Source organism: Bacteroides sp. 44_46 (assembly GCF_001915465.1).
In the GTDB taxonomy this organism is placed as follows: Bacteria; Bacteroidota; Bacteroidia; order Bacteroidales; family Bacteroidaceae; genus Bacteroides; species Bacteroides clarus.
In genome coordinates this window covers 352,052-374,874 of sequence record NZ_MNQO01000018.1, presented here as the reverse complement: position 1 = coordinate 374,874, position 22,823 = coordinate 352,052, and the positions used below count along the sequence as shown (strand labels likewise).

At 44.0% G+C, this 22,823-nt stretch carries 14 protein-coding genes; 10 read left to right on the top strand and 4 right to left on the bottom strand.

The features are described from left to right. Positions 1–53: 53 nt before the first annotated feature. A complete protein-coding gene (locus BHV73_RS11060; RefSeq protein ID WP_087412103.1) occupies positions 54–1,478 on the top strand; it encodes a Gfo/Idh/MocA family protein in 1,425 nt (474 codons plus the stop codon). A gap of 122 nt (positions 1,479–1,600) precedes the next feature. Here the strand turns inward: BHV73_RS11060 and BHV73_RS11055 are convergent, their stop codons facing one another. Next, a complete protein-coding gene (locus BHV73_RS11055; protein ID WP_087412104.1) occupies positions 1,601–3,187 on the bottom strand; it encodes a glycoside hydrolase family 31 protein in 1,587 nt (528 codons plus the stop codon). A gap of 252 nt (positions 3,188–3,439) precedes the next feature. Here BHV73_RS11055 and BHV73_RS11050 point away from each other — a divergent pair, with 252 nt between their 5' ends. The 4 genes from BHV73_RS11050 (at position 3,440) to topA (ending at position 11,227) form a co-directional block, all read left to right on the top strand. After that, positions 3,440–3,964 carry an NUDIX domain-containing protein gene (locus BHV73_RS11050; protein WP_087412105.1) on the top strand — a complete coding sequence of 175 codons (525 nt, stop codon included), beginning with the start codon at positions 3,440–3,442 and terminating at the stop codon, positions 3,962–3,964. A gap of 73 nt (positions 3,965–4,037) precedes the next feature. Next, entirely contained in the window at positions 4,038–7,070 is a 3,033-nt protein-coding gene (locus BHV73_RS11045; RefSeq protein WP_087412106.1) for a tetratricopeptide repeat protein, read from the top strand. Between the two features lie 9 nt (positions 7,071–7,079). After that, positions 7,080–8,744 (top strand): TonB-dependent receptor, encoded by a 1,665-nt coding sequence (locus tag BHV73_RS11040; protein ID WP_087412107.1) that lies wholly within the window; start codon positions 7,080–7,082, stop codon positions 8,742–8,744. A gap of 134 nt (positions 8,745–8,878) precedes the next feature. After that, on the top strand, positions 8,879–11,227 hold the full coding sequence (gene topA, locus BHV73_RS11035; protein ID WP_087425520.1) for a type I DNA topoisomerase: 2,349 nt from the start codon (positions 8,879–8,881) through the stop codon (positions 11,225–11,227). A gap of 74 nt (positions 11,228–11,301) precedes the next feature. On the opposite strand, the gene argS is transcribed toward topA, so the two are convergent. Together argS and BHV73_RS11025 are read right to left on the bottom strand one after the other, a co-directional pair. Next, positions 11,302–13,119 carry an arginine--tRNA ligase gene (argS, locus tag BHV73_RS11030; protein ID WP_009122173.1) on the bottom strand — a complete coding sequence of 606 codons (1,818 nt, stop codon included), beginning with the start codon at positions 13,117–13,119 and terminating at the stop codon, positions 11,302–11,304. A gap of 105 nt (positions 13,120–13,224) precedes the next feature. Beyond that, a complete protein-coding gene (locus BHV73_RS11025) occupies positions 13,225–13,491 on the bottom strand; it encodes an HU family DNA-binding protein (RefSeq protein ID WP_009122172.1) in 267 nt (88 codons plus the stop codon). A 203-nt stretch (positions 13,492–13,694) separates the two neighbouring features. Between BHV73_RS11025 and BHV73_RS11020 the strand changes: the two genes are divergently transcribed. The 5 genes from BHV73_RS11020 (at position 13,695) to secDF (ending at position 21,594) form a co-directional block, all read left to right on the top strand. Beyond that, positions 13,695–14,378, top strand: a complete 684-nt coding sequence (locus BHV73_RS11020) for a rhomboid family intramembrane serine protease (protein ID WP_022217581.1) — start codon at positions 13,695–13,697, stop codon at positions 14,376–14,378. Next, a complete protein-coding gene (locus tag BHV73_RS11015) occupies positions 14,359–15,249 on the top strand; it encodes a rhomboid family protein (RefSeq protein WP_195621262.1) in 891 nt (296 codons plus the stop codon). The genes BHV73_RS11020 and BHV73_RS11015 overlap by 20 nt, the downstream gene beginning before the upstream one ends. 7 nt (positions 15,250–15,256) lie before the next feature. Beyond that, complete coding sequence (locus BHV73_RS11010) at positions 15,257–16,357, top strand: endonuclease/exonuclease/phosphatase family protein (protein ID WP_286738345.1); 1,101 nt, start codon at positions 15,257–15,259, stop codon at positions 16,355–16,357. Positions 16,358–16,414: 57 nt separating this feature from the next. Continuing rightward, a complete protein-coding gene (locus tag BHV73_RS11005; protein ID WP_286738308.1) occupies positions 16,415–18,499 on the top strand; it encodes a M3 family metallopeptidase in 2,085 nt (694 codons plus the stop codon). An 83-nt stretch (positions 18,500–18,582) separates the two neighbouring features. Then, positions 18,583–21,594 carry a protein translocase subunit SecDF gene (secDF, locus tag BHV73_RS11000; RefSeq protein ID WP_286738307.1) on the top strand — a complete coding sequence of 1,004 codons (3,012 nt, stop codon included), beginning with the start codon at positions 18,583–18,585 and terminating at the stop codon, positions 21,592–21,594. A 96-nt stretch (positions 21,595–21,690) separates the two neighbouring features. Here secDF and BHV73_RS10995 read toward each other — a convergent pair whose 3' ends face one another. Next, on the bottom strand, positions 21,691–22,779 hold the full coding sequence (locus BHV73_RS10995) for a linear amide C-N hydrolase (RefSeq protein ID WP_281696310.1): 1,089 nt from the start codon (positions 22,777–22,779) through the stop codon (positions 21,691–21,693). Positions 22,780–22,823 lie beyond the last annotated feature (44 nt).

Genomic DNA, 22,823 nt, shown 5'->3' with positions numbered 1-22,823 from the left:
TTAAAGAAGAAAAAACAAAATTTATTAACCATTAATCCTCAAATTCTATTATCATGAAAAAAAACATTCCGCTAATTATATTAGCTATCGCTTGTATAGTGGCAGGTCTGTTCCTCGCAATGGATACGCATAATGAGGACACATATACACAATGTGTCACTGTATCTACTCCCGAACGTCCTGCAGGCCAACGAGATGTTATCGGGTTGAGTTGTCCACCTATTGAAACTGTACGTATTGGGTTTATCGGATTAGGTTCACGAGGTAGTGAAGCCATTCGACGCTTCACCTATCAAAAAGGGATTGAAGTAAAAGCATTATGTGATTTACACCAAGCGAACGTAGACACCTGCCAGCAAATGTTACTACGCGCTAATATGCCCAAAGCGACAGAATATTATGGAAGCGAAGACGCTTGGAAACAAGTATGTGAACAACCGGATATCGACCTTATTTATATAGCTACAGATTGGCTGCACCATACCCCCATGATGGTCTATGCCATGGAACACGGAAAACATGTAGCATGCGAAGTACCTGCAGCCATGAACATGGAAGAGATATGGAAAACGATAGACACAGCTGAACGTACTCGCAAACATTGTATGATGCTTGAGAACTGTGTATACGACTTTTTCGAGATCACAACTTTAAATATGGCACAACAAGGCTTATTTGGAGAAATCACTCACGTAAAAGGAGCTTATAATCACTGTCTACAAGAATATTGGGATGATTACAATGCAGATTGGCGTATGCAATACAACATCAACAATAGAGGAGATGTATACCCTACCCACGGCATGGGACCAGCTTGTCAGTTATTAAATATTCACCGTGGTGACCGGATGAAATACTTAGTGGCAATGGACAGTGATCCTATTTCGCTACCCGAATATCTAAAAGAACATGGAAAAGGAACAGAAGCTCAAAAACTACAAAATGGAGAAATCACCCTGACATTAATACGTACAGAGAAAGGAAAAACAATCCAAATAGAACATAATGTAGCCTCTCCACGCCCTTATAGCCGTCTATATCAACTTACAGGAACCAAAGGATTTGCCGACAAATATCCGGTAGAGGGTTATGCGCTGAACAGTAAAGATCTTCCTCAAGAAATTACAAAAGAACAAGTTTTTACAGCCCATGAATATATGCCTGAAGAAATAAAAAGCCAGTTAATGAATCAATATAAAGATCCTATTATTAAAACAATGGAAGAACAGGCTAAAGAAGTAGGTGGACACGGCGGTATGGACTTCATTATGGACTCAAGATTAATTTATTGCCTACATCACGGATTACCGTTAGACATGGACGTTTATGACCTTGCCGAATGGTGTTCACTTATCCCTTTAACCAAACTTTCTATAGAAAATGGTTCAGTTCCTGTAGAAATCCCCGATTTTACACGAGGTAACTGGAATAAGGTGCAGGGTTATCGGCATGCATTTATCAAGGCTGAAAGAAATTAAAAACAGACTCTCTTTACAAATTCCTCTAACCTTTTATAAATCTATTTAGTTGCACAGTTTGTACCATCAAAATAGTACAAACTGTGCTTGTTTTATAGCTCTATCCGTTTTACAAAAACACCTTATTTGATCCTCTCAAAATATGGCAAACGTTCCAATGGTACTTCTATTTCAATAGTTTTCGGGCCTCTAAACTTTTTACCCATATCATCCCGCCATTCACCTTTGGGTAATTTCACCTTTCGATAAGTTCCTTTTGTTACCATCGGGGCCACCAAATATTTATCTCCTACCATAAACTGGTCATGACAATCTGTAAATCCCTGATGAGGAAATGCATATTCCAAATGTCTTACAATAGGTTCACCCGTTTGAGAGGCATGAACAGCCATTTGCAAAAGATAATTTCCCATTTGCTCGTGAAACCGGGCAAACTTGCAACAAATATCTAAATGCTCTCTGTCCAGTATGCGCCAAGGAGCAACAGAAAATTGCATCATAGGCATAAAAGCATGAATCTGACACGAGCGAACTATTAACTCTTGATCGAAATTGTCAGTATCAATATCTAAGAATGAACCAAACTCACCGCCGCCAATCATGTCGGGACAAGTGTACGCATGTCCTAATAGACCCGCTGCCACCATATCAGGTATTAATAATGCAGAAGCACTCCACGAATAAGATTTATCTCCCAAACGTTGTACAAGAGGTTGCCCACCAAGTTTATATGACGTTCTAAATTCATTATATGAGAATTTCAATCCTAATTCCGCCCATTTTTGAGAAAATGTACACGCATTAGCATTCGAATCATAAAAAGTATATTCATCTGTAAAATGAGCGACATCACCTGCATCAAATTTATAGCCATCAATCCCATATTTCTTTTGAGCATTGCATAACTGTGTTTCCAAATAAGCCGATGCTTCCGGATTTGTCATATCATAACAGGCGCTTACACCATTCCACCAATATATCATAGCCGGAGTAACTCCATCTTTTTCTTTCACCAGATACCCTTTTTGAGCCAAAAATCTGTATTCAGGACTATCAGCAGAAACAAAAGGAGAAATCCATACCATAACTTTAAAACCTTGCTTATGCAGACGTTCAATCATACCAGCCGGATCTGGAAACTTTTCCTGCTTAAAATCAAAATTTCCATAATATTTTTGCCAATTATCATCTATCATAAAGATACCTGTCGGAAAATTATTTGCTAATATATCCTGAGCATATCTCTCTATATCAACTTGATTTTGATTGTACATCAGTTCAATCCATGTGTTATACTGTGGTTTAGAAAAAAATATTTCTTCAGGTAGCTTCCCCGAAGGTGGAAAATAATTGGCAGAAGCATTGAGATAAGCATCCTTTAATGTTTTTCCTGCTGAAATGACATTCAATTTTTCATAATCAGAATGAAGAAGCAATGTATCATTCTGCAATCGAAAACGAAAAGGTTGTTCGCTCCAGATATAACGTCCTTCAGAAGATAATAGCAACGGGACAACCTGATTATTCAAGTTCTTCCTTCCCAAATCGTACCACTCTGTTGTTGAACTAAAAGGCATTTGGCTACCCAACGCAACCAAACCACCCCACCATTTTTCACCTTTCAAAGGTGATACAGCTGTGTCATACTGTTGCGCTACGACAGAAAAAGTCGAGCATAAGACTAAAATAATTAAAAAAACTTTCTTCATAATATTAAAATTTATTTGAGTTTAGAAAAAGATAAGTACAATAAGCAGAAAATATATTCTCATAGTAACAGAACATTAAGCAGCAATAGAAACCTAAGAGCCACATTTTATAACATCTCTTATTGTAAAAAGAGATGAATAATAAATAAGATACTCACCATGCTATTAAAAATAAAATAATAATTAACAATAGAAAGTGACCAATTTTATTTCCTATCTTTGCTTACTGCAACCACTAAAACTATAAATAATATGGAACATCCTCTTTCTCAATTCAGATATTGTCCGAAATGCGGTTCGGAACATTTCGAAATTCATAATGAAAAATCAAAATTCTGCAAGGATTGCGGCTTTGTCTATTATTTCAATTCCTCTTCCGCTACCGTTGCCCTGATACTGAATGAGCGGAACGAACTATTAGTGTGCCGCCGCGCTAAAGAACCGGCCAAAGGAACACTGGACTTGCCGGGCGGTTTCATTGACATGGCGGAAACCGGCGAGGAAGGAGTAGCGCGTGAGGTGAAAGAAGAGACGGGTATGACAGTGACACAAGCCGAGTATCTGTTTTCACTGCCGAACATCTATATTTATTCAGGATTTCCCGTACATACGCTGGATATGTTTTTCCGCTGTACGGTAACCGATACTCTGCATTTTGAAGCAATGGACGATGCGGAGGAAGTTTTCTTTCTTCCTTTACAAGACGTGCATCCGGATGATTTCGGACTGGCTTCCATTCGTAAAGGTCTGCAAATGTTCCTGTCCGGCATATCCTAAAAAAGCCAAATAACCGGAACATTTTCAAACCAAAACCCGTATTTTTGTAAAAGCATCCATTCTATAACCGAAGATGAAACATAAAATTTACCGCATAGTATACACTGCGCTTTGCTGCGCACCATTGCTCGCGACAGCACAGACGAGCGAGAAAATCACTTCTCCGCAACGACTGTATGAAGAAGGACGGAATCTGTTCCAACAAAAGGCATTTGCCGCAGCCATGTCTCCTTTACATACTTTTGTAAAACAACTCAATGCGGAAGGCAACCCGTTGTCTGCCGCCGGAGACAAAGAAGAAGCCGAATATATGCTGGTATGTGCCGAATACGAACTGAGAAGTCCCAATAGTATAGAACTGTTGCGGAGTTACCTCGATGTGTATCCCGACACTCCCCATGCCAATCGTATTTACGCCCTTATAGCATCTGCCTATTTTTTCGAGGGGAAATATGATGAAGCACTCGCCATGTTCAACTCCGCCCGGCTCGACCTCCTAAGTAATGAAGAGCGGGATGACATGACCTATCGTTTGGCAACCTGTTTTCTGAAAACGGGCAATGTGAAAGAAGCCGCTATCTGGTTTGAGACATTACGCAGTACCGGCTCCAAATATGCAGCGGATTGTACGTATTACCTTTCGTATATCCGCTACTCACAACAACGGTATGAAGACGCTCTCAGCGGTTTTCTCAGTCTGCAGGACAATACGAAATACAAGACACTCGTCCCCTATTACATTGCGGAAATATATCTGATTAAAAAGAATTATGACAAAGCGGAAATAGTCGCGCAAAACTATCTCTCTGCCTATCCCAACCAAAAATATACGGGAGAGATGTACCGCATACAAGGTACGGCCGACTATCATTCCGGCAAATACCACGAAGCCGCAGAAGCTTTCAACCGATACCTGAAAGACAATGTGGAATCCACCCGAAGAAGAGATGCGCTCTATATGTTGGGAATGTCCTATTATCAGACGGGAGTCTATTCGCAAGTTCCTGTCATTCTGGGTGAAGTGACTACCGATAACGACGCGCTTACGCAAAACGCTTACCTGCATATGGGATTGGCCTACCTGCAGCTTGCCGACAGGAATAAAGCCCGTATGGCATTTGAACAGGCCGCCGCATCCGATGCTGACCAGAAAATAAAGGAACAGGCATCCTACAACTATGCTCTCTGCATTCACGAAACGTCTTATTCCGCATTCGGCGAGTCAGTGACAGTCTTTGAGCATTTCCTGAATGAGTTTCCCAACTCCGTATATGCCGATAAAGTAAGTAACTATCTGGTAGAGGTCTATATGAACACCCGCAGTTATGATGCCGCCCTCAAATCCATTGAACGCATTGCACGTCCCGGAAAGGCTATCTTGGAAGCCAAGCAGAAAATCCTGTTCCAATTGGGAACCCAATCCTTTGCCAATACGCAGTTCGAACAGGCAATCAATTACTTCAACCAAAGCATTGCCTTAGGCCAATATAATCTGCAGACAAAAGCCGACGCCCTTTACTGGCGGGGCGAATCGTATTATCGGTTGAACCGTATGCAGGAAGCTGCCCGTAACTTCAACGAGTATCTGTCACTTGCCCCGCAGAAAAATACGGAAATGTATGCCCTTGCCTACTACAACCTGGCATACATAGCTTTCCACAAAAAAGATTATGCAACGGCACAAGACCGTTTCTTGAAATTCATCCAACTGCAAAAAAACGGAAACACCACTGTCCTTGCCGATGCGTATAACCGTATCGGCGACTGCTACATGCATGTCCGCCGTTTCGACGAAGCCAGACAATACTACACCCGGGCGGAAAACCTGGGTACGCCTGCCGGTGATTACTCCTACTACCAACTGGCTTTGGTGTCGGGCCTGCAAAAGAACTATGACGGAAAAATTACGTTACTCAACCAATTGGCCAGCAAGTACCCGAATTCACCCTATGCCGTCAATGCGCTTTATGAGAAAGGCCGTTCGTACGTGCAAAGCCGTAACAGGAACCAAGCCATCGCTACTTTCCGGGAGCTGCTGAACAAATATCCCGAAAGCTCCGTCAGTCGTAAGGCTGCCACGGAAATCGGACTGTTATATTATCAGAACGATGATTACAACCACGCTATCGAAGCCTACAAATACGTCATCTCCAAATATCCGGGCAGCGAAGAAGCACGGCTTGCCATGCGCGATTTGAAATCCATCTATGTGGAAGCCAACCGTGTGGATGAATTCGCAGCGCTTGCCGCCCAAATGCCGGGCGTCATCCGCTTTGAACCCAGCGAGCAAGATTCGCTGACTTATATCGCCGCAGAAAAAGTGTATATGAAAGAGGAAATCTCCCCTGCAAGAGAAAGTTTCATCCGCTATCTGCAAAGCTATCCAAACGGAGCGTTCAGCTTGAATGCACACTATTATCTGAGTCTTATCGGAAAAGAGCAGAAAGACGAAACCGCCGTACTGGAGCATACAGGCAAACTGCTGGAGTATCCGGACAGTCCGTATTCGGAAGAAGCCTTGTTGATGCGAGGGGAAATCCTGTTCAACCACAAAGAGTACGAACGGGCCCTGGCAGACTACAAACAGCTGCAAGCCCGTGCCACAACCGCCGAGCGCCGACAACTGGGCCTCACAGGCGTACTGCGCTGTGGTGTGTTATTGAAGGATGATATTGAAGTGATACAGGCTGCGACCGCCTTACTGGCCGAAGCCAAGCTGTCCCCCGAATTGCAGCATGAGGCTTTATACTATCGAGCCAAAGCCTATCTGAACCAAAAAGCGGTGAAGAAAGCGGCGGATGACTTGAAAATCCTGGCACAAGATACCCGTACATTATACGGTGCGGAAGCCAAGTATCTGGCAGCACAACTGATGTACAACGCCGGCGACTACGCTGCCGCCGAAAAGGAAATATTGAACTTCATCGACCAAAGCACACCGCACGCCTACTGGCTGGCACGCAGCTTCATCCTTCTGTCCGACGTATATGTTGCCATGGACAAGAAACTGGATGCACGCCAATATCTGCTAAGCCTGCAACAAAATTATCATGCAGACGATGATATTGAAGGAATGATTCAAGAAAGACTGGAAAAGCTGAAATAAAAGAACACAATGAATATGAGAAAGATACAATATATTCTCAGCGGAATAACGCTGATAACCCTACCTTTGGGTACCCATGCCCAACAACAGCCTCAAGACTCCACTGTGAACCGGACAGTTGTTGTGGAACAGGAGTATAATCCCGATATTCTGGACGCGTCCAAAATAAACGTGCTTCCTAAAGTAGAGCCGCCGACCGCCAATAAGAGGACAGTGGAGTATGATGTAACCCTTATGCCCGCCAATACAATTCCTGCAACTGTCATGCAGGCATATACCGGAAAAGAGACGCAAGCCAAGACACAGCCCGGATATATCAGACTGGGCTATGGTAATTACGGGAATCTGGACGCACGTGCCAGCTATCTGTTCACGCTATCCAACAGTGATCGTATCAACCTGAATTTCCATATGAACGGTATGGATGGCAAACTCGAATTACCTGACAATGACGGCAAATGGAATTCTTATTACTATCGTACTCATGCCAACATAGGTTATTTACATCGCTTCAAGAAAGTAGACTTGGATGTTGCGGGTAACTTTGGATTAAGCAATTTTAATTTCCTGCCTGATGCAGCCGTCAGAAAACAGAAATTCACTTCAGGCGACATTCATTTCGGAGTGAAATCCACGGATGAGGAACTGCCTCTCCAATTCAGCGCAGAGACCAACCTGATGCTCTATGAACGCCAATACGATTTCGGTTCACTGAATAATCAAGAGAATATTATCCGTACCAAAGCACTGGTTGCAGGCGGCATATCCGAGGAACAGATTGTCGGTATCGGTTTGGCAATGGACAATGTACTGTACAAGAATAATAATTTTGAGAACTACACCTCACTCAACCTGAACCCGCATTACCGTTTGGAAAACGATGATTGGAAAATACGTATCGGCGCACAGGTTGACATGGCTTTCGGTTTCGGAAAGAAATTCCGGGCAGCTCCTGATGTGGCGATAGAGTACAACTTCGCGGATAGCTACATCCTATATGCGCAGGCCAAAGGAGGAAGACTGCAAAATGATTTCCGCCGTTTGGAGGCATTCTGCCCATACGGGCTGGTAACTTCGCAACCGGATGCCACATACGAGCAAGTGAACGCCGCCCTCGGCTTCAAGGCCAGCCCGGCAACCGGTTTATGGTTGAACCTGTATGCCGGATACCAGAACTTGAAAGATGATTTGTTTTTCCATCCGGCAGGTTTCGATGAAACTACAGAGGGACACTACCGGACGCTCGCCATCAGCCAATGGAACACCAGCAACATCTATGCCGGTGCAGAGGTACGCTACGACTATAAAAACATATTCTCATTCGTCGCTACCGGAACTTACCGCAGTTGGGATACAAAGGATGACAGTCAATTCGGTGTCAAAGACTATGTGCTCACTTACAAGCCGGCCTTTGAAGCCAATCTGCATATAGACGTACATCCTATATCCGCTTTACTCCTTAATCTTGGCTATCGGCATATTTCGCGCGAGAAGGTAGAGGAAGGCAAGGTTAATGCAGTCAATAACCTTTATTTAGGCGGTAGTTACGAGTTTTTTAAAGGAATATCCGTTTATGCCCGCATAAACAATTTATTAAACCGGAATTATCAATATTACTGGGGATATCCGACCGAAGGCACCAACTTTATCGGAGGTGTAAGTCTCAAATTCTAATCTCCGGATTAAAAACATTACGAGCAAAAAAGGACATTTTTGCTAAATTCTCCTTATATTATAAGGTGGAAAGTTTGTTTTTTCCTACTTTTGCGGGCAAATTAGTGGTTGGAACCACTATAAAACAGAAATTTATGCAGAAAAACCTTGTCATTGTCGAGTCTCCGGCAAAAGCAAAAACCATTGAAAAGTTCCTAGGAAAAGACTATAAAGTCCTTTCCAGCTATGGTCATATACGCGATTTGAAGAAAAAAGAGTTCAGTATTGATATTGATAAAGATTTCAAACCGCATTATGAAATTCCGGAAGATAAGAAAAAGGTTGTGGAAGAATTGAAAGCCGAAGCCAAAGAAGCGGAAACCGTATGGTTGGCATCCGATGAGGACCGTGAGGGAGAAGCGATTGCATGGCATTTATACGAAGTGCTGAAACTGCAACCGGAACATACCAAGCGCATCGTCTTCCATGAAATCACAAAAAGCGCTATCTTAAAGGCCATCGAGCAACCACGTAATATTGACATCAATCTCGTAGATGCACAACAAGCACGCCGTATTTTAGACCGTATCGTAGGGTTTGAACTTTCGCCCGTGCTATGGAAAAAAGTGAAACCGGCACTTTCCGCCGGTCGTGTACAATCAGTATCCGTTCGCCTCATCGTAGAACGTGAGCGGGAGATACAAGCTTTTCAATCGGAAGCATCTTATCGGGTTACCGCCATATTCCTCGTACCCGATGCCGATGGCAAGCTGGTTGAAATGAAAGCCGAATTGGCACGCCGTATCAAAACAAAAGCCGAAGCTCAAAAACTCCTGGAAAGTTGCCGATCAGCCACTTTCACCATCAATGATATTTCCACCCGCCCGCTGAAGAAAAGCCCTGCGGCTCCTTTTACGACATCTACCTTGCAACAAGAGGCCGCCCGTAAATTAGGATTTACAGTTGCACAAACCATGATGGTTGCCCAACGGTTGTACGAGTCGGGAAAGATTACCTATATGCGTACCGATTCCGTCAATCTGTCCGAGCTGGCTGTAAACAGCAGCAAATCAGTCATTGCCAGCATGATGGGAGAACGTTACGTATATCCGCGTCATTTCGCCACGAAGACCAAAGGCGCTCAAGAGGCTCACGAAGCCATTCGTCCTACCGACATGGAAAATGCTAAAATAGAAGGTAGTCCACAGGAACGAAAACTGTATGACTTGATATGGAAACGTACCATAGCCTCCCAAATGGCGGATGCGGAAGTTGAGAAGACTACCGTAAATATCAGCATCAGTAACGAGTCGGATACGTTCAATGCCACAGGAGAAGTTGTGAAATTTGACGGTTTTCTCCATGTATATCGCGAATCCATTGACGACGATGCGGAACAAGAAGATGAAACACACTTGTTGCCGCCTTTGAAGAAAGGACAGATTTTACAGAGCCAAAGCATTACTGCTACGGAACGCTTCACGCAGCATCCTCCCCGCTACACAGAAGCCAGTCTTGTACGCAAATTAGAGGAGTTGGGCATCGGCCGTCCTTCCACATACGCTCCTACCATTTCTACCATACAGCAACGCGGCTATGTGGAGAAAGGCGAAAAAACCGGAGAAGAACGTTCTTATAATATACTTTCATTACAAGACAGCAAGATTACAGACGTTACCCAAACAGAAATAACAGGAGCCGAGAAAGCTAAATTGATGCCTACCGATACAGGCACCGTAGTCAATGACTTCCTGATGGAATATTTTCCCAATATCCTTGACTATAACTTTACCGCCAGTGTTGAAAAACAATTTGACGAGATAGCCGAGGGAGAAAAGAAGTGGACAACTATTTTGGGCGACTTCTATAAGGGCTTCCACCCGTCCGTAGAAAATACGCTCGCTACCAAGAATGCCCATAAAGCCGGTGAACGTATCTTAGGCGAAGAACCGGGCAGCGGTAAGCAGGTATCTGTAAAAATCGGCCGCTTCGGTCCTGTTGTACAGATTGGCACTGCCGGTGACAATGAGAAGCCGCGTTTCGCACAACTCAAGAAAGAAATGTCCATTGAAACAATCACGCTGGAAGAAGCGCTAGACCTGTTTAAACTGCCTCGTACTTTAGGTGAGTATGAAGGTAAGGCGGTTACCATAGGAACCGGTCGCTTCGGACCTTATGTGTACAATAACGGAATGTACACTTCACTTCCAAAGACCATAGACCCCATGGAAATTACACTGGACGAAGCAATCCAACTTATCCAGAACAAAAAAGACGCCGAAGCTCAAAAACATCTCAAGAAATTTGATGAAGAACCGGAGTTGGAGATTCTGAATGGCCGCTATGGACCCTATATATCCTATAAAGGAAACAATTATAAAATTCCGAAAGATATTATTCCGCAGGATTTAAGCCTGGACGCATGCAGAGAAATCATCAAACTGCAAAGTGACCCGGACGCGCCGAAAGCCAAACGAGGTAAATATGCCAAGAAGAAAAAATAATGAGGTTATATTAAAAAAAGAAAAGCCCTCTCTACGGATTCGTAGAGAGGGCTTTTCATATAGAGTACTTTCAACTACATTCTGTCGGGTACTTCAATGCCAAGCAATCCCATTCCCAAACGTACCACCTTGGCTACGTTCTCGGATAAGGCAAGACGGAATATCTTCACCGCTTCATTCTCCTCACGCAAGATACTGAAATCATGATAGAACTGATTATATTCTTTCACAAGATCATAAGTATAGTTCGCAATCAGAGATGGACTGTAATCCTCGCCTGCTTGTTTCACAACAGTTGCAAAATCTGCAACCATCTGTATCAGACCTTCCTCTTTCTCACTCAATTCAATACCCGCGGGAAGTTGTGCAGGAACGGTGATGCCTGCCTCTTTCGCCTTGCGAAGAACGGATTGTATACGTGCATATGTATACTGGATGAACGGTCCTGTATTACCGTTGAAGTCAATGGATTCCTTAGGATTGAACGTCATGTTCTTGCGGGCGTCCACTTTCAATATAAAATATTTCAAAGCGCCCAAACCGACAATACGGGCAATATTATCAGCCTCTTCCTTGGTCAGGCCGTCCAGCTTACCCAATTCTCCGGAAGTCTCCTTAGCGGTATTAATCATTTCAGCCATTAAATCGTCAGCATCCACAACCGTACCCTCACGGCTCTTCATCTTACCTTCAGGCAGTTCCACCATACCGTAGGAGAAGTGAACCAGCCCCTTACCCCACTCAAAGCCCAACTTATCGAGCAAAATAGAGAGTACCTGAAAATGATAATTTTGTTCATTACCTACCACGTAAACCATCTTGTCAATGGGAAAATCGGCAAAACGCAATTTGGCCGTACCAATATCCTGTGTCATATAAACAGAAGTTCCGTCGGCACGGAGAAGCAATTTATGGTCAAGTCCTTCTCCGGTCAGGTCGGCCCATACGGAACCGTCCTCTTTGCGATAGAAGAAACCTTTCTCCAAGCCCTCCATAACTTTCTCCTTACCTTCCAGGTAGGTTTCCGACTCATAGTAAATCTTGTCGAAAGTAACTCCCATCATGCGGTAAGTCTCATCAAATCCTGCGTATACCCAGTCATTCATCTTTTTCCACAAAGCACGTACTTCAGGATCATTGGCTTCCCACTTCACCAGCATTTCACGCGCCTCTTTCATCAAAGGTGATTCAGCTTCCGCTCTGGTCTTGGCCTCTTCTTCGCTCAGACCTTCACTTTGGAACTTCGCCATCAACTCTTTGACTTCAGCCTTGTAATGCTTATCGAAAGCCACATAATAATCACCAATCAGATGATCACCTTTCTTTCCGGAAGACTCGGGAGTTTCACCGTTGCCATACTTCTGCCACGCCAACATCGACTTACAGATATGAATACCACGGTCATTCACAATATTTGTCTTTACCACTCTGTTGCCATTGGCCAAAATGATATTTGCCAATGCATTACCCAACAGGTTATTGCGGACATGGCCTAAATGGAGCGGCTTATTCGTATTGGGCGAAGAATATTCAATCATCACCAACGGGGACTTGTCGGTAACAGCGGCAATGCCATACTGTACATCCGCATGGATGCCATTCAGCAATTCAATCCATGCCGAAGAAGCGATAGTCAGGTTCAGGAACCCTTTGATAACATTGAATGCCGAAACCGAAGGCTCGTTTGCCTGCAGATATTCGCCAATCTCTTGTGCCGTCTGCTCCGGTCCTTTCTTAGACATGCGGAGAAAAGGGAAAACAACCAACGTAAGGTGTCCCTCAAATTCTTTCTTGGTTTTCTGCAACTGCACCTGTGCAGCAGGAACATCCTGTCCGTACAACGCTTTCAATCCGCTAATTACGGACGTTACCAATTTCTGTTCTATATTCATGATTCAAATGTATTTTCTGTGCGCAAAGATACGAACTATTTTTAATTCCATAAAAAAGGAGACGTTGTATGCGTCTCCTTTTCTCAAGTTTTATTTATGATCTATTTATTCGATAGTCAATTCCGAACCTGCTTTAAATTTAGCAACTTTCTTCGCCGCAATCTGAATAGGCTTCTTTGTTGCCGGATTGATACCAACGCGTCCGGCTCTCTCCATTACAGAAAAAGTACCAAAGCCAACCAATGCTACTTTATCACCTGCCTTTAATGCTTTTGTTACTGATGCAATGAATGCATCCAATGCTCTTTTTGAATCGGCCTTTGACAAACCGGCTTCAGCTGCCATTGCGCTAATAAGTTCTGACTTATTCATAATACAAATGATTAATTAATTGTTACACAAAAGAAAAATTCCAATGCTACTTCCTACAAAAATAGAGCAAAAATTCTGAATATCAAATAAAAACATTAAAAAAGGTCGGAAAAATAGAGAAAAAAAAGGAATAGGAGTTCCTTTTTCTGTTATAGAACAGAATTAATTCGTATTTTTGCCAAATAAAGCGAAAAAAACAGATTATGAATACTATACCGACAGTAACCAAAAACCTTTTAATTATCAATGTGCTGATGTTTCTCGGCACGCTTGTAGCCCAAAGTTACGGCATCGATTTAAATAAGTACTTAGGCCTGCATTTCTTCCTTGCCGGAGATTTTAACGCAGCGCAACTGATTACTTACATGTTCATGCACGGCGGATTTACCCATTTGTTCTTCAATATGTTTGCAGTATGGATGTTCGGCCGTATACTCGAACAGGTATGGGGACCGAAGCGTTTCCTGTTCTATTACCTCGCATGCGGTATCGGCGCAGGAATTATTCAAGAGCTCGTACAGTACATTCATTACGAAACGGTACTTTCCGCATACGACAGTGTCAACACCGGATATTCCGTCATTCCCATGGAAGAATATCTCAATATGATGACTACCGTCGGAGCTTCCGGAGCCGTCTATGCCATCTTGCTGGGATTCGGTATGCTGTTCCCCAACCAGCCCTTATTCATCTTTCCGTTACCGTTCCCCATCAAAGCCAAATATTTCGTTATCGGATACGCCTTGATAGAACTGTTCTCGGGACTTGCCAACAATCCGGGCGATAATGTGGCGCACTTTGCACACTTGGGCGGTATGATATTCGGCTTCATACTAATAATGTATTGGAGAAAAAAGAACAGAGGAAATGGCTACTATTATAACTGATTTAAAAGAATCATTCCGTAGAGGAACCATCTACATACAGCTGATTTATATCAATGTGGGAGTATTCATCCTTACTACATTGACAGAAGTTATATTGCAACTTTTCAACCGGAGCCTCGGCGGAGCGTTTGAATGGCTGGAACTGCCTGCTTCACTACCCCGCTTCATAACCCAGCCTTGGTCTATCCTGACGTATATGTTTATGCACGCGGGAGTAATGCATATCCTTTTCAATATGCTTTGGCTGTACTGGTTCGGTGCTTTGTTCCTAAGTTTCTTCTCCGCGAAACATTTACGGGGCGTATATATCTTGGGCGGAATCTGTGGCGGACTGCTTTATATGGCAGCCTACAATATCTTCCCCTACTTCCGTCCGATGACGGAATACTCCTTCATGCTGGGAGCATCGGCATCCGTACTCGCTGTCGTGGCAGCTACCGCCTATCGGGAACCTAACTATCCAATACGTCTTTTCCTTTTTGGAACAATACGCTTGAAATATCTGGCATTGATTGTTATCGGAACGGACTTATTATTCATCACATCCAGTAACGCCGGCGGACACATCGCTCATTTAGGCGGAGCGTTGGCGGGGCTGTGGTTTGCAGCCAGCCTTAGCAAAGGCGCAGATATCACCGCATGGATTAACAAGTCTCTGGATGCCGTCAGTTCTTTGTTCAGTTCCAAACCCCGCAAACCTAAGATGAAAGTTCACTATGGAACTGACAAACAGAAAGATTATAACTATAATGCCCGAAAAAAAGCTCAATCCGATGAAATAGACCGTATCCTCGACAAACTGAAAAAGTCCGGATATGAAAGTCTGACAACAGAAGAAAAGAAGAGCTTGTTCGATGCAAGTAAACGATAATGTACGTATGAAGCATTTCGGTAATTTTATCGCTCTCCTGATTTTAGCGATCAATGCTTTATTCACAGGCCTTTTGCTATTAGTAGCATACAGTCCTTACATCCAACCGGTAGCTCATCCGGTACAATCTTGTTTTGGGCTGACTTTTCCCATTTTTGCACTTATCAACGGCGCTTTCCTGATTTTTTGGTTGGTTATACAACGATACAAAACGGCTTTATTGCCGTTAATCGGTTTTTTATTGTGTTATTCGCAACTACGGACATATCTTCCCCTCAATTTTCATACCGCCAATCCACCCGAAGAAAGTATAAAATTCCTCTCTTACAACATCATGGGGTTCAACGGCGCCGTTAAAAAAGACGGAAAGAATCCGATACTGACATATCTGAAAGAGAGCAACGCCGACATCCTCTGCCTGCAGGAGTATGCATCCGATGAATCTCCCCGTCGCCTCACACAGAAGGATATAGAACGAGAATTAAAAGATTACCCTTACCATCGCATCAGTGTTGTAGGCAGCGGCAGCGGTTATACCAACAAGATAGCCTGCTATTCCAAATTCCCTATTCTATCCGCACGTGTTTTAAACTATCCGAGCGGTTATAATGGTTCCGTACTGTACGAACTCAAACTGAATGAAGACACGATTACCCTTATCAACAATCACTTGGAGTCCAACAAACTGACAAAAGCCGACAAAGACATTTATGAAGACATATTGAAAGCTCCCGAAAAGGAGAAAGTGAAAAGCGGCGCGCGATTGTTAGTGCATAAACTGGCAGAAGCCTCTGCTATCCGCGCTCCACAGGCAGATACCATCGCCCGGGAAATTGCATCTTCCCGGTATCCGTCCGTCATCGTCTGCGGAGATTTCAATGATACCCCCATTTCGTACGCTCACCGTGTCATAGCGCAAAGTCTGGATGATGCTTTCACCCAATCAGGGCGCGGACTGGGAATTTCCTACAACCAGAATAAGTTCTATTTTCGGATAGACAATATATTAATCAGCAAAAACCTACAGTCCTATAACTGTACCGTAGACCGTTCCATAAAGGAATCCGATCACTATCCGATATGGTGTTATATAGCCAAACGGCAATGAGTTTCTTTACAAAATGAAATTATTAATAAACTACTCAATATCTAATACTCTGACTTTATGTTTAAAAGAAGTATTCTAATTTTAGCTGCAAGTTGTATGATGTACTCCTGTGCTACCCAAACGGAAAGTAATCCGTTCCTCACCGAGTTTCAAACCCCGAACGGTGTTCCACCCTTTGATAAAATCAAACTGGAGCACTACGAGCCTGCATTCCTTAAAGGAATAGAAGAACAAAATACCAATATCCAGGCTATTATCGACAATGCCGAAGTACCGAACTTTGAAAATGTAATCGTTGCTTTGGACAACAGTTCCCCCATACTCAACCGGGTAAGCGCCATTTTCTTCAACATGACGGATGCCGAAACCAGTGATGCCCTGAACGAACTTTCTATAAAGCTCGCTCCGGTACTGTCCGAGCATGGAGACAATATTTCGCTTAACCAAGAGTTATTCAATAAAGTAAAAGCTGTTTATCAGAAGAAAGATTCTTTAGGCCTGACAACCGAACAACAAAGACTTTTGGACAAAACGTATAAAGGCTTTGTACGCTCCGGTGCCAATCTTTCTGCCGAAAAGCAAGCCCGCCTACGCGAAGTAAATAAACTACTTTCTACACTGGGTATCACTTTCAGCAACAATATTCTGAATGAAAACAACGAGTTTATGCTCTTTGTAGACAAGCAAGAAGACCTTGCCGGACTTCCCGAATGGTTCTGCCAAAGCGCCGCCGAAGAAGCAAAAGCTGCCGGTCAGGAGGGTAAATGGTTGTTCACATTGCATAACGCCAGCCGTATCCCGTTCCTGCAATATTCCGTTAACCGCCCGTTACGTGAGAAGATATATAAAGCTTACATCAACCGAGGCAATAATAACGACAAGAACGACAATAAAAAAATCATTACCGACATCGTCAGCCTGCGTTTGGAAAAAGCCCGTCTGTTAGGTTTCGACTGTTACTCCAACTTCGTATTGGACAATACCATGGCTAAAAACTCGACCACAGTAATGGAATTCCTGAACAACCTGTGGGGGTATGCCCTGCCTAAAGCCAAAGCCGAAGCTGCCGAACTCCAGAAATTAATGGATAAAGAGGGTAAGGGCGAAAAACTGGAAGCCTGGGACTGGTGGTATTACACCGAAAAACTACGTAAAGAAAAATACGACCTTGAAGAAGACCAAATCAAGCCTTACTTTAAATTAGAGAACGTACGCGAGGGAGCCTTTGCCGTTGCCAACAAACTATACGGAATCACACTGACGAAACTCAACGATATCCCTGTCTATCACCCCGATGTAGAAGTATTTGAAGTAAAAGATGCAGACGGATCGCAGCTGGGTATCTTCTATGTAGACTACTTCCCGCGTCCCGGCAAAAGTGGCGGAGCATGGATGAGCAACTATCGTGAGCAAAGAGGCGGCATCCGTCCGTTAGTATGCAACGTAGCCAGCTTCACCAAACCCGTTGGTGACACCCCTTCCCTGCTCACAATGGATGAAGTGGAAACCCTTTTTCATGAATTCGGCCATGGGCTGCACGGACTGTTGACCAAATGTAACTATCTGGGCGTTTCCGGTACAAATGTAGTGCGCGACTTTGTAGAACTTCCGTCACAAATCAACGAACACTGGGCTACCGAACCCGAAGTTCTGAAAATGTACGCCAAACATTACCAAACCGGTGAAGTCATTCCCGACAATCTCATCGAAAAGATTCTGAAACAAAAAACTTTCAACCAAGGTTTCATGACTACCGAGTTGCTGGCTGCCGCCATTCTCGATATGAATCTGCATAACCTGACAGACACGAAAGACATAGATGTTGTGGCCTATGAAAAAGAAGCCATGGATAAACTCGGATTAATCTCCGAAATAGCTCCCCGCTACCGTACCACCTACTTCAATCATATCATAGGCGGTTATGCAGCAGGCTATTACAGCTATCTGTGGGCGAACGTACTGGATAATGACGCTTTTGAAGCATTCAAAGAACATGGCATTTTTGACAAGACGACCGCCAACCTTTTCCGCCATAATGTTTTGGAAAAAGGAGACAGCGAAGATCCGATGACGCTCTACAAGAATTTCAGAGGGGCAGAGCCTCAATTAGAGCCGATGTTAAAAAATCGCGGTATGAAGTAAGAATTGTGAAAAAAAAGCTATATTTGCAGCCTTATATACGATAGAAATCAATTAAAAAGTAATCATAATAAACTAAAAGTAACATGCAAAACAAAGGATTTGTAAGGGTTTTTGCGATATTGCTCACATTGGTATGTGTGTTCTATCTCTCCTTCTCTTTTGTGACTCGCCACTATACAAATAAGGCAAAAGAGTTCGCAAAAGGCGATGTGAAAGTGGAACAAGACTACCTCGATTCTCTGTCAAACGAGAAGGTGTGGTTCGGCAATTGGACGCTGAAACAATGTCGTGAAATGGAGATCAGTTTAGGTTTGGACTTGAAGGGCGGTATGAACGTCATTCTTGAAGTGTCAGTACCCGATGTTATCAAAGCATTGGCGGACAACAAGTCTGACGAAGCATTCAACCAAGCGTTGGCAACTGCCGCCAAACAGGCTACTACCAGCCAGGACGACGTTATCACGTTGTTCATCAGAGAGTATCACAAAATAGCTCCGGGCGCTTCACTCTCACAACTGTTCGCTACCCAGCAATTAAAGGACAAGGTAAACCAGAAGTCTTCCGACGCAGAAGTTGAGAAAGTATTGCGCGAAGAAGTAAAGGCAGCCGTTGACAACTCATTCAACGTACTCCGTACCCGTATCGACCGTTTCGGTGTGGTTCAGCCCAACATCCAGAGTCTGGAAGACAAAATGGGACGTATCATGGTGGAGCTTCCGGGTATCAAAGAGCCGGAACGTGTAAGAAAATTGTTACAAGGTTCCGCCAACCTGGAATTCTGGGAAACATACAATGCAAAAGACGTTGCTCCGTATTTACAATCAGCTGACGCCAAGTTGCGTGCAATTTTGGCAACTACAGAAGACGCTGAAGAAGTTACAGACAGCGTAGCAGCCGAAGCTCCTGCCGTAGCGCAAGCTACTAGTACAGCCGACAGCCTTGCCGCAGCACTGAAAGGTGAAAGCAAAGCACAAGCTGCCGATCTGGAGCAAATTAAGAAAGAACACCCATTGCTGGCAGTTCTTCAGGTAAATCCCAGCGGCCAAGGTCCTGTTGTAGGTTATGCAAACTACAAGGATACAGCTGACATCAACAAATACCTCTCCATGCCGGAAGTTCAGGCTGAAATGCCGAAAGACCTGCGCTTGAAATGGGGTGTTTCTCCTTATGAATACGACCCGAAAGCCCAGACTTTTGAATTGTATGCAATCAAGTCTACCGAACGTAGCGGACGCGCCCCATTGGAAGGCGATGTAGTTGTAAACGCCAAAGACGAATACGACCACTATGGCAAACCTGCCGTAAGTATGTCCATGAATACGGATGGTGCACGACGTTGGGCGCAACTTACCAAACAAAATGTAGGTAAAGCCATCGCTATTGTATTGGACGGTTATGTGTACTCCGCACCGAACGTAAACCAGGAAATTACCGGCGGTAATTCACAAATCACCGGCCACTTCACTCCCGAACAGGCGAAAGACTTGGCGAACGTATTGAAATCAGGTAAGATGCCGGCTCCCGCCCACATCGTACAGGAAGATATCGTAGGCCCGTCTTTGGGACAAGCATCTATCAACGCCGGTATCATGTCATTCGTCGTGGCATTGATTCTGTTGATGGTTTACATGTGTACCATGTATGGTTTGATTCCGGGTATGGTCGCCAACGGCGCTCTGATATTGAACATGTTCTTCACGCTGGGTATCCTTTCATCTTTCCAAGCCGCGCTAACTATGTCCGGTATTGCCGGTATGGTGTTGTCACTCGGTATGGCCGTGGATGCCAACGTATTGATTTACGAACGTACCAAAGAAGAATTGCGTGCAGGTAAAGGGGTTAAAAAAGCGCTTGCCGACGGTTACTCCAACGCTTTCTCCGCAATCTTCGACTCCAACTTGACATCTATTATCACAGGTATCATCCTGTTTAACTTCGGTACCGGTCCTATCCGCGGTTTCGCCACCACATTGATTATCGGTATCTTGATTTCATTCTTTACCGCCGTATTCATGACACGTTTGTTCTACGAACACTTCATGAGTAAAGACAAGTTGTTAAATCTGACATTCTCCACAGGTATCTCCAAGAACCTGATGGCAAATGTACACTTCGACTTCATGGGCAGAAACAAACTGTGGATGACATTTACGGGAATAGTTGTTGTAATCTGCATCGGCTTCCTCAGCATACGCGGCTTAAGCCAAAGCATCGACTTCACCGGTGGACGTAACTTCAAGGTACAATTTGAAAATAAGGTAGAGCCCGAACAAGTACGTGAACTCATCGCCAGCAAGTTTGGTGACGCTAACGTAAGCGTTATCGCTATCGGTGCGGACGGCAAGACTGTACGTATCAGTACCAACTACCGTATTGAAGAAGAAGGCAACAACATCGATTCTGAAATCGAAGCATACCTGTATGAAACGCTGAAGCCGTTGCTGACTCAGAATATCACGCTGGAAACATTCATCGACCGTGAGAACCATACGGGCGGTAGTATCATCAGTTCACAGAAAGTAGGTCCGAGTATTGCGGACGATATCAAGGTATCGGCCATCTGGTCTGTCGTACTGGCATTGATTGCTATCGGTCTGTACATCTTGCTTCGTTTCCGTAATATTGCCTACTCTATCGGTTCCGTATGCGCATTGGCTTGCGACACGATTATCATTTTGGGTGCATATTCCATGTTCTGGGGTATTCTTCCGTTCTCTCTGGAAATCGACCAGACATTTATCGGCGCTATCCTGACGGCTATCGGTTACTCAATCAATGATAAGGTGGTAATCTTCGACCGTGTACGCGAATTCTTCGGTCTGTATCCGAAACGCAACAAGAAAGTACTGTTCAACGACTCACTGAACACAACTTTGGCACGTACCATCAATACTTCATTGAGTACATTGATCGTATTGCTGTGTATCTTCATCCTCGGTGGTGACTCTATCCGCAGCTTCGCATTCGCAATGATTCTGGGTGTTGTATTCGGTACATTGTCTTCTCTGTTCGTTGCATCTCCTATCGCTTACATGCTGATGAAGAACAAAAAGGGAATAGAACAAGCCGTAGCGGCCGTTGAAGAAGTAAAATAATCCTGAACTTATTCAGATTAAACATAGAAAAAGGGGCTAAGTCATTGACTTAGCCCCTTTTTCTATATACAGGCTACGCACGCCTTACATCATTATTTATTCCACTGTTATAATTTCTATCGTCTGCGACTTTACTACATCCAGCGGCTTTGCCCGGTATTGTACCTTTGAGAAATCTATTGCATGCAAGTCTATACTCCGAATAACACTGTTGTACATCGTGCGGTAGTACAGTATTCTATGCGTCATATCCGTAGCAGCCGTCCACTGGGTAGCACTCGGTATATCGGCAGGAATCTCCCCCTCCGAAAATTGTGCTCCAATCGGAATATCGAAATTATTCAGAATATGAAAGCACTGCAAGATACTTTCGAAAGCAGTAGTACGCTGAGGAGCTGTAACCTGTAAGAAAGCGGCACGGACAAAACGTGACGGTGGTGTAAAATCTCCGGGTAATCCCAGAAATCCGCTTCCTCCACCCAAAGGAGCTAATTCTATATTGCCGAATAAATGCTCGGAAGCACCACCGGGAAATAGGTTAACGTAATTATTAAGATTTGTCAGATGCCATTCAAAGCCGGGAGAATTGGTAAGCACACCCAACTTATTTTCATAGAAGCGAGGCACTCCTCCTACTATCTCAAGCACCAGCTGTCGCCCCGAAGTATCCGCAAAACGCCAATGAACAGTAGAAGCCCGAGGGTCTACGTTCGTAATGCGCACTTCGTTTACTTTCGATTTCACTTCATCCACAGTGCCGCACTCACCCAGTATAAAAGACACAAGCTGCAGGTCTGCAATACTCCTATTCTTTTCGGCAGGGTCATACTTTTGATATTCGCCGGAATTAGGGAAATAAAACAGTCCGGCTGAAAGTCCGGTTTCATTCAGCCCCTCGGCTATAAATTCCTTCTGTTCTACGGCAAAGCCGACATAACCGTGACGAGCCGTAAAGCGCATGCCGTTCATACCACCGTCGGGTGTATAGGACTGTTGAGTATATCCGCGCGGCACAACTACATACTGGCTATTCAAATTACTGCCCGCCCACTCTATGGTACGTGCCACAACCGTAGTTCCATCCTTACTCCTCAAAGTAATGCCCGTACAAGCATCCGCAGAAAGCGGAACCGCCAATACACCGACAAGCGCCAATAAAGTTATTGATAAAATAGTTTTTCTCATAATTTCTTTTTATAAAGAAACAATAAGGGCACGGAATATGTTCA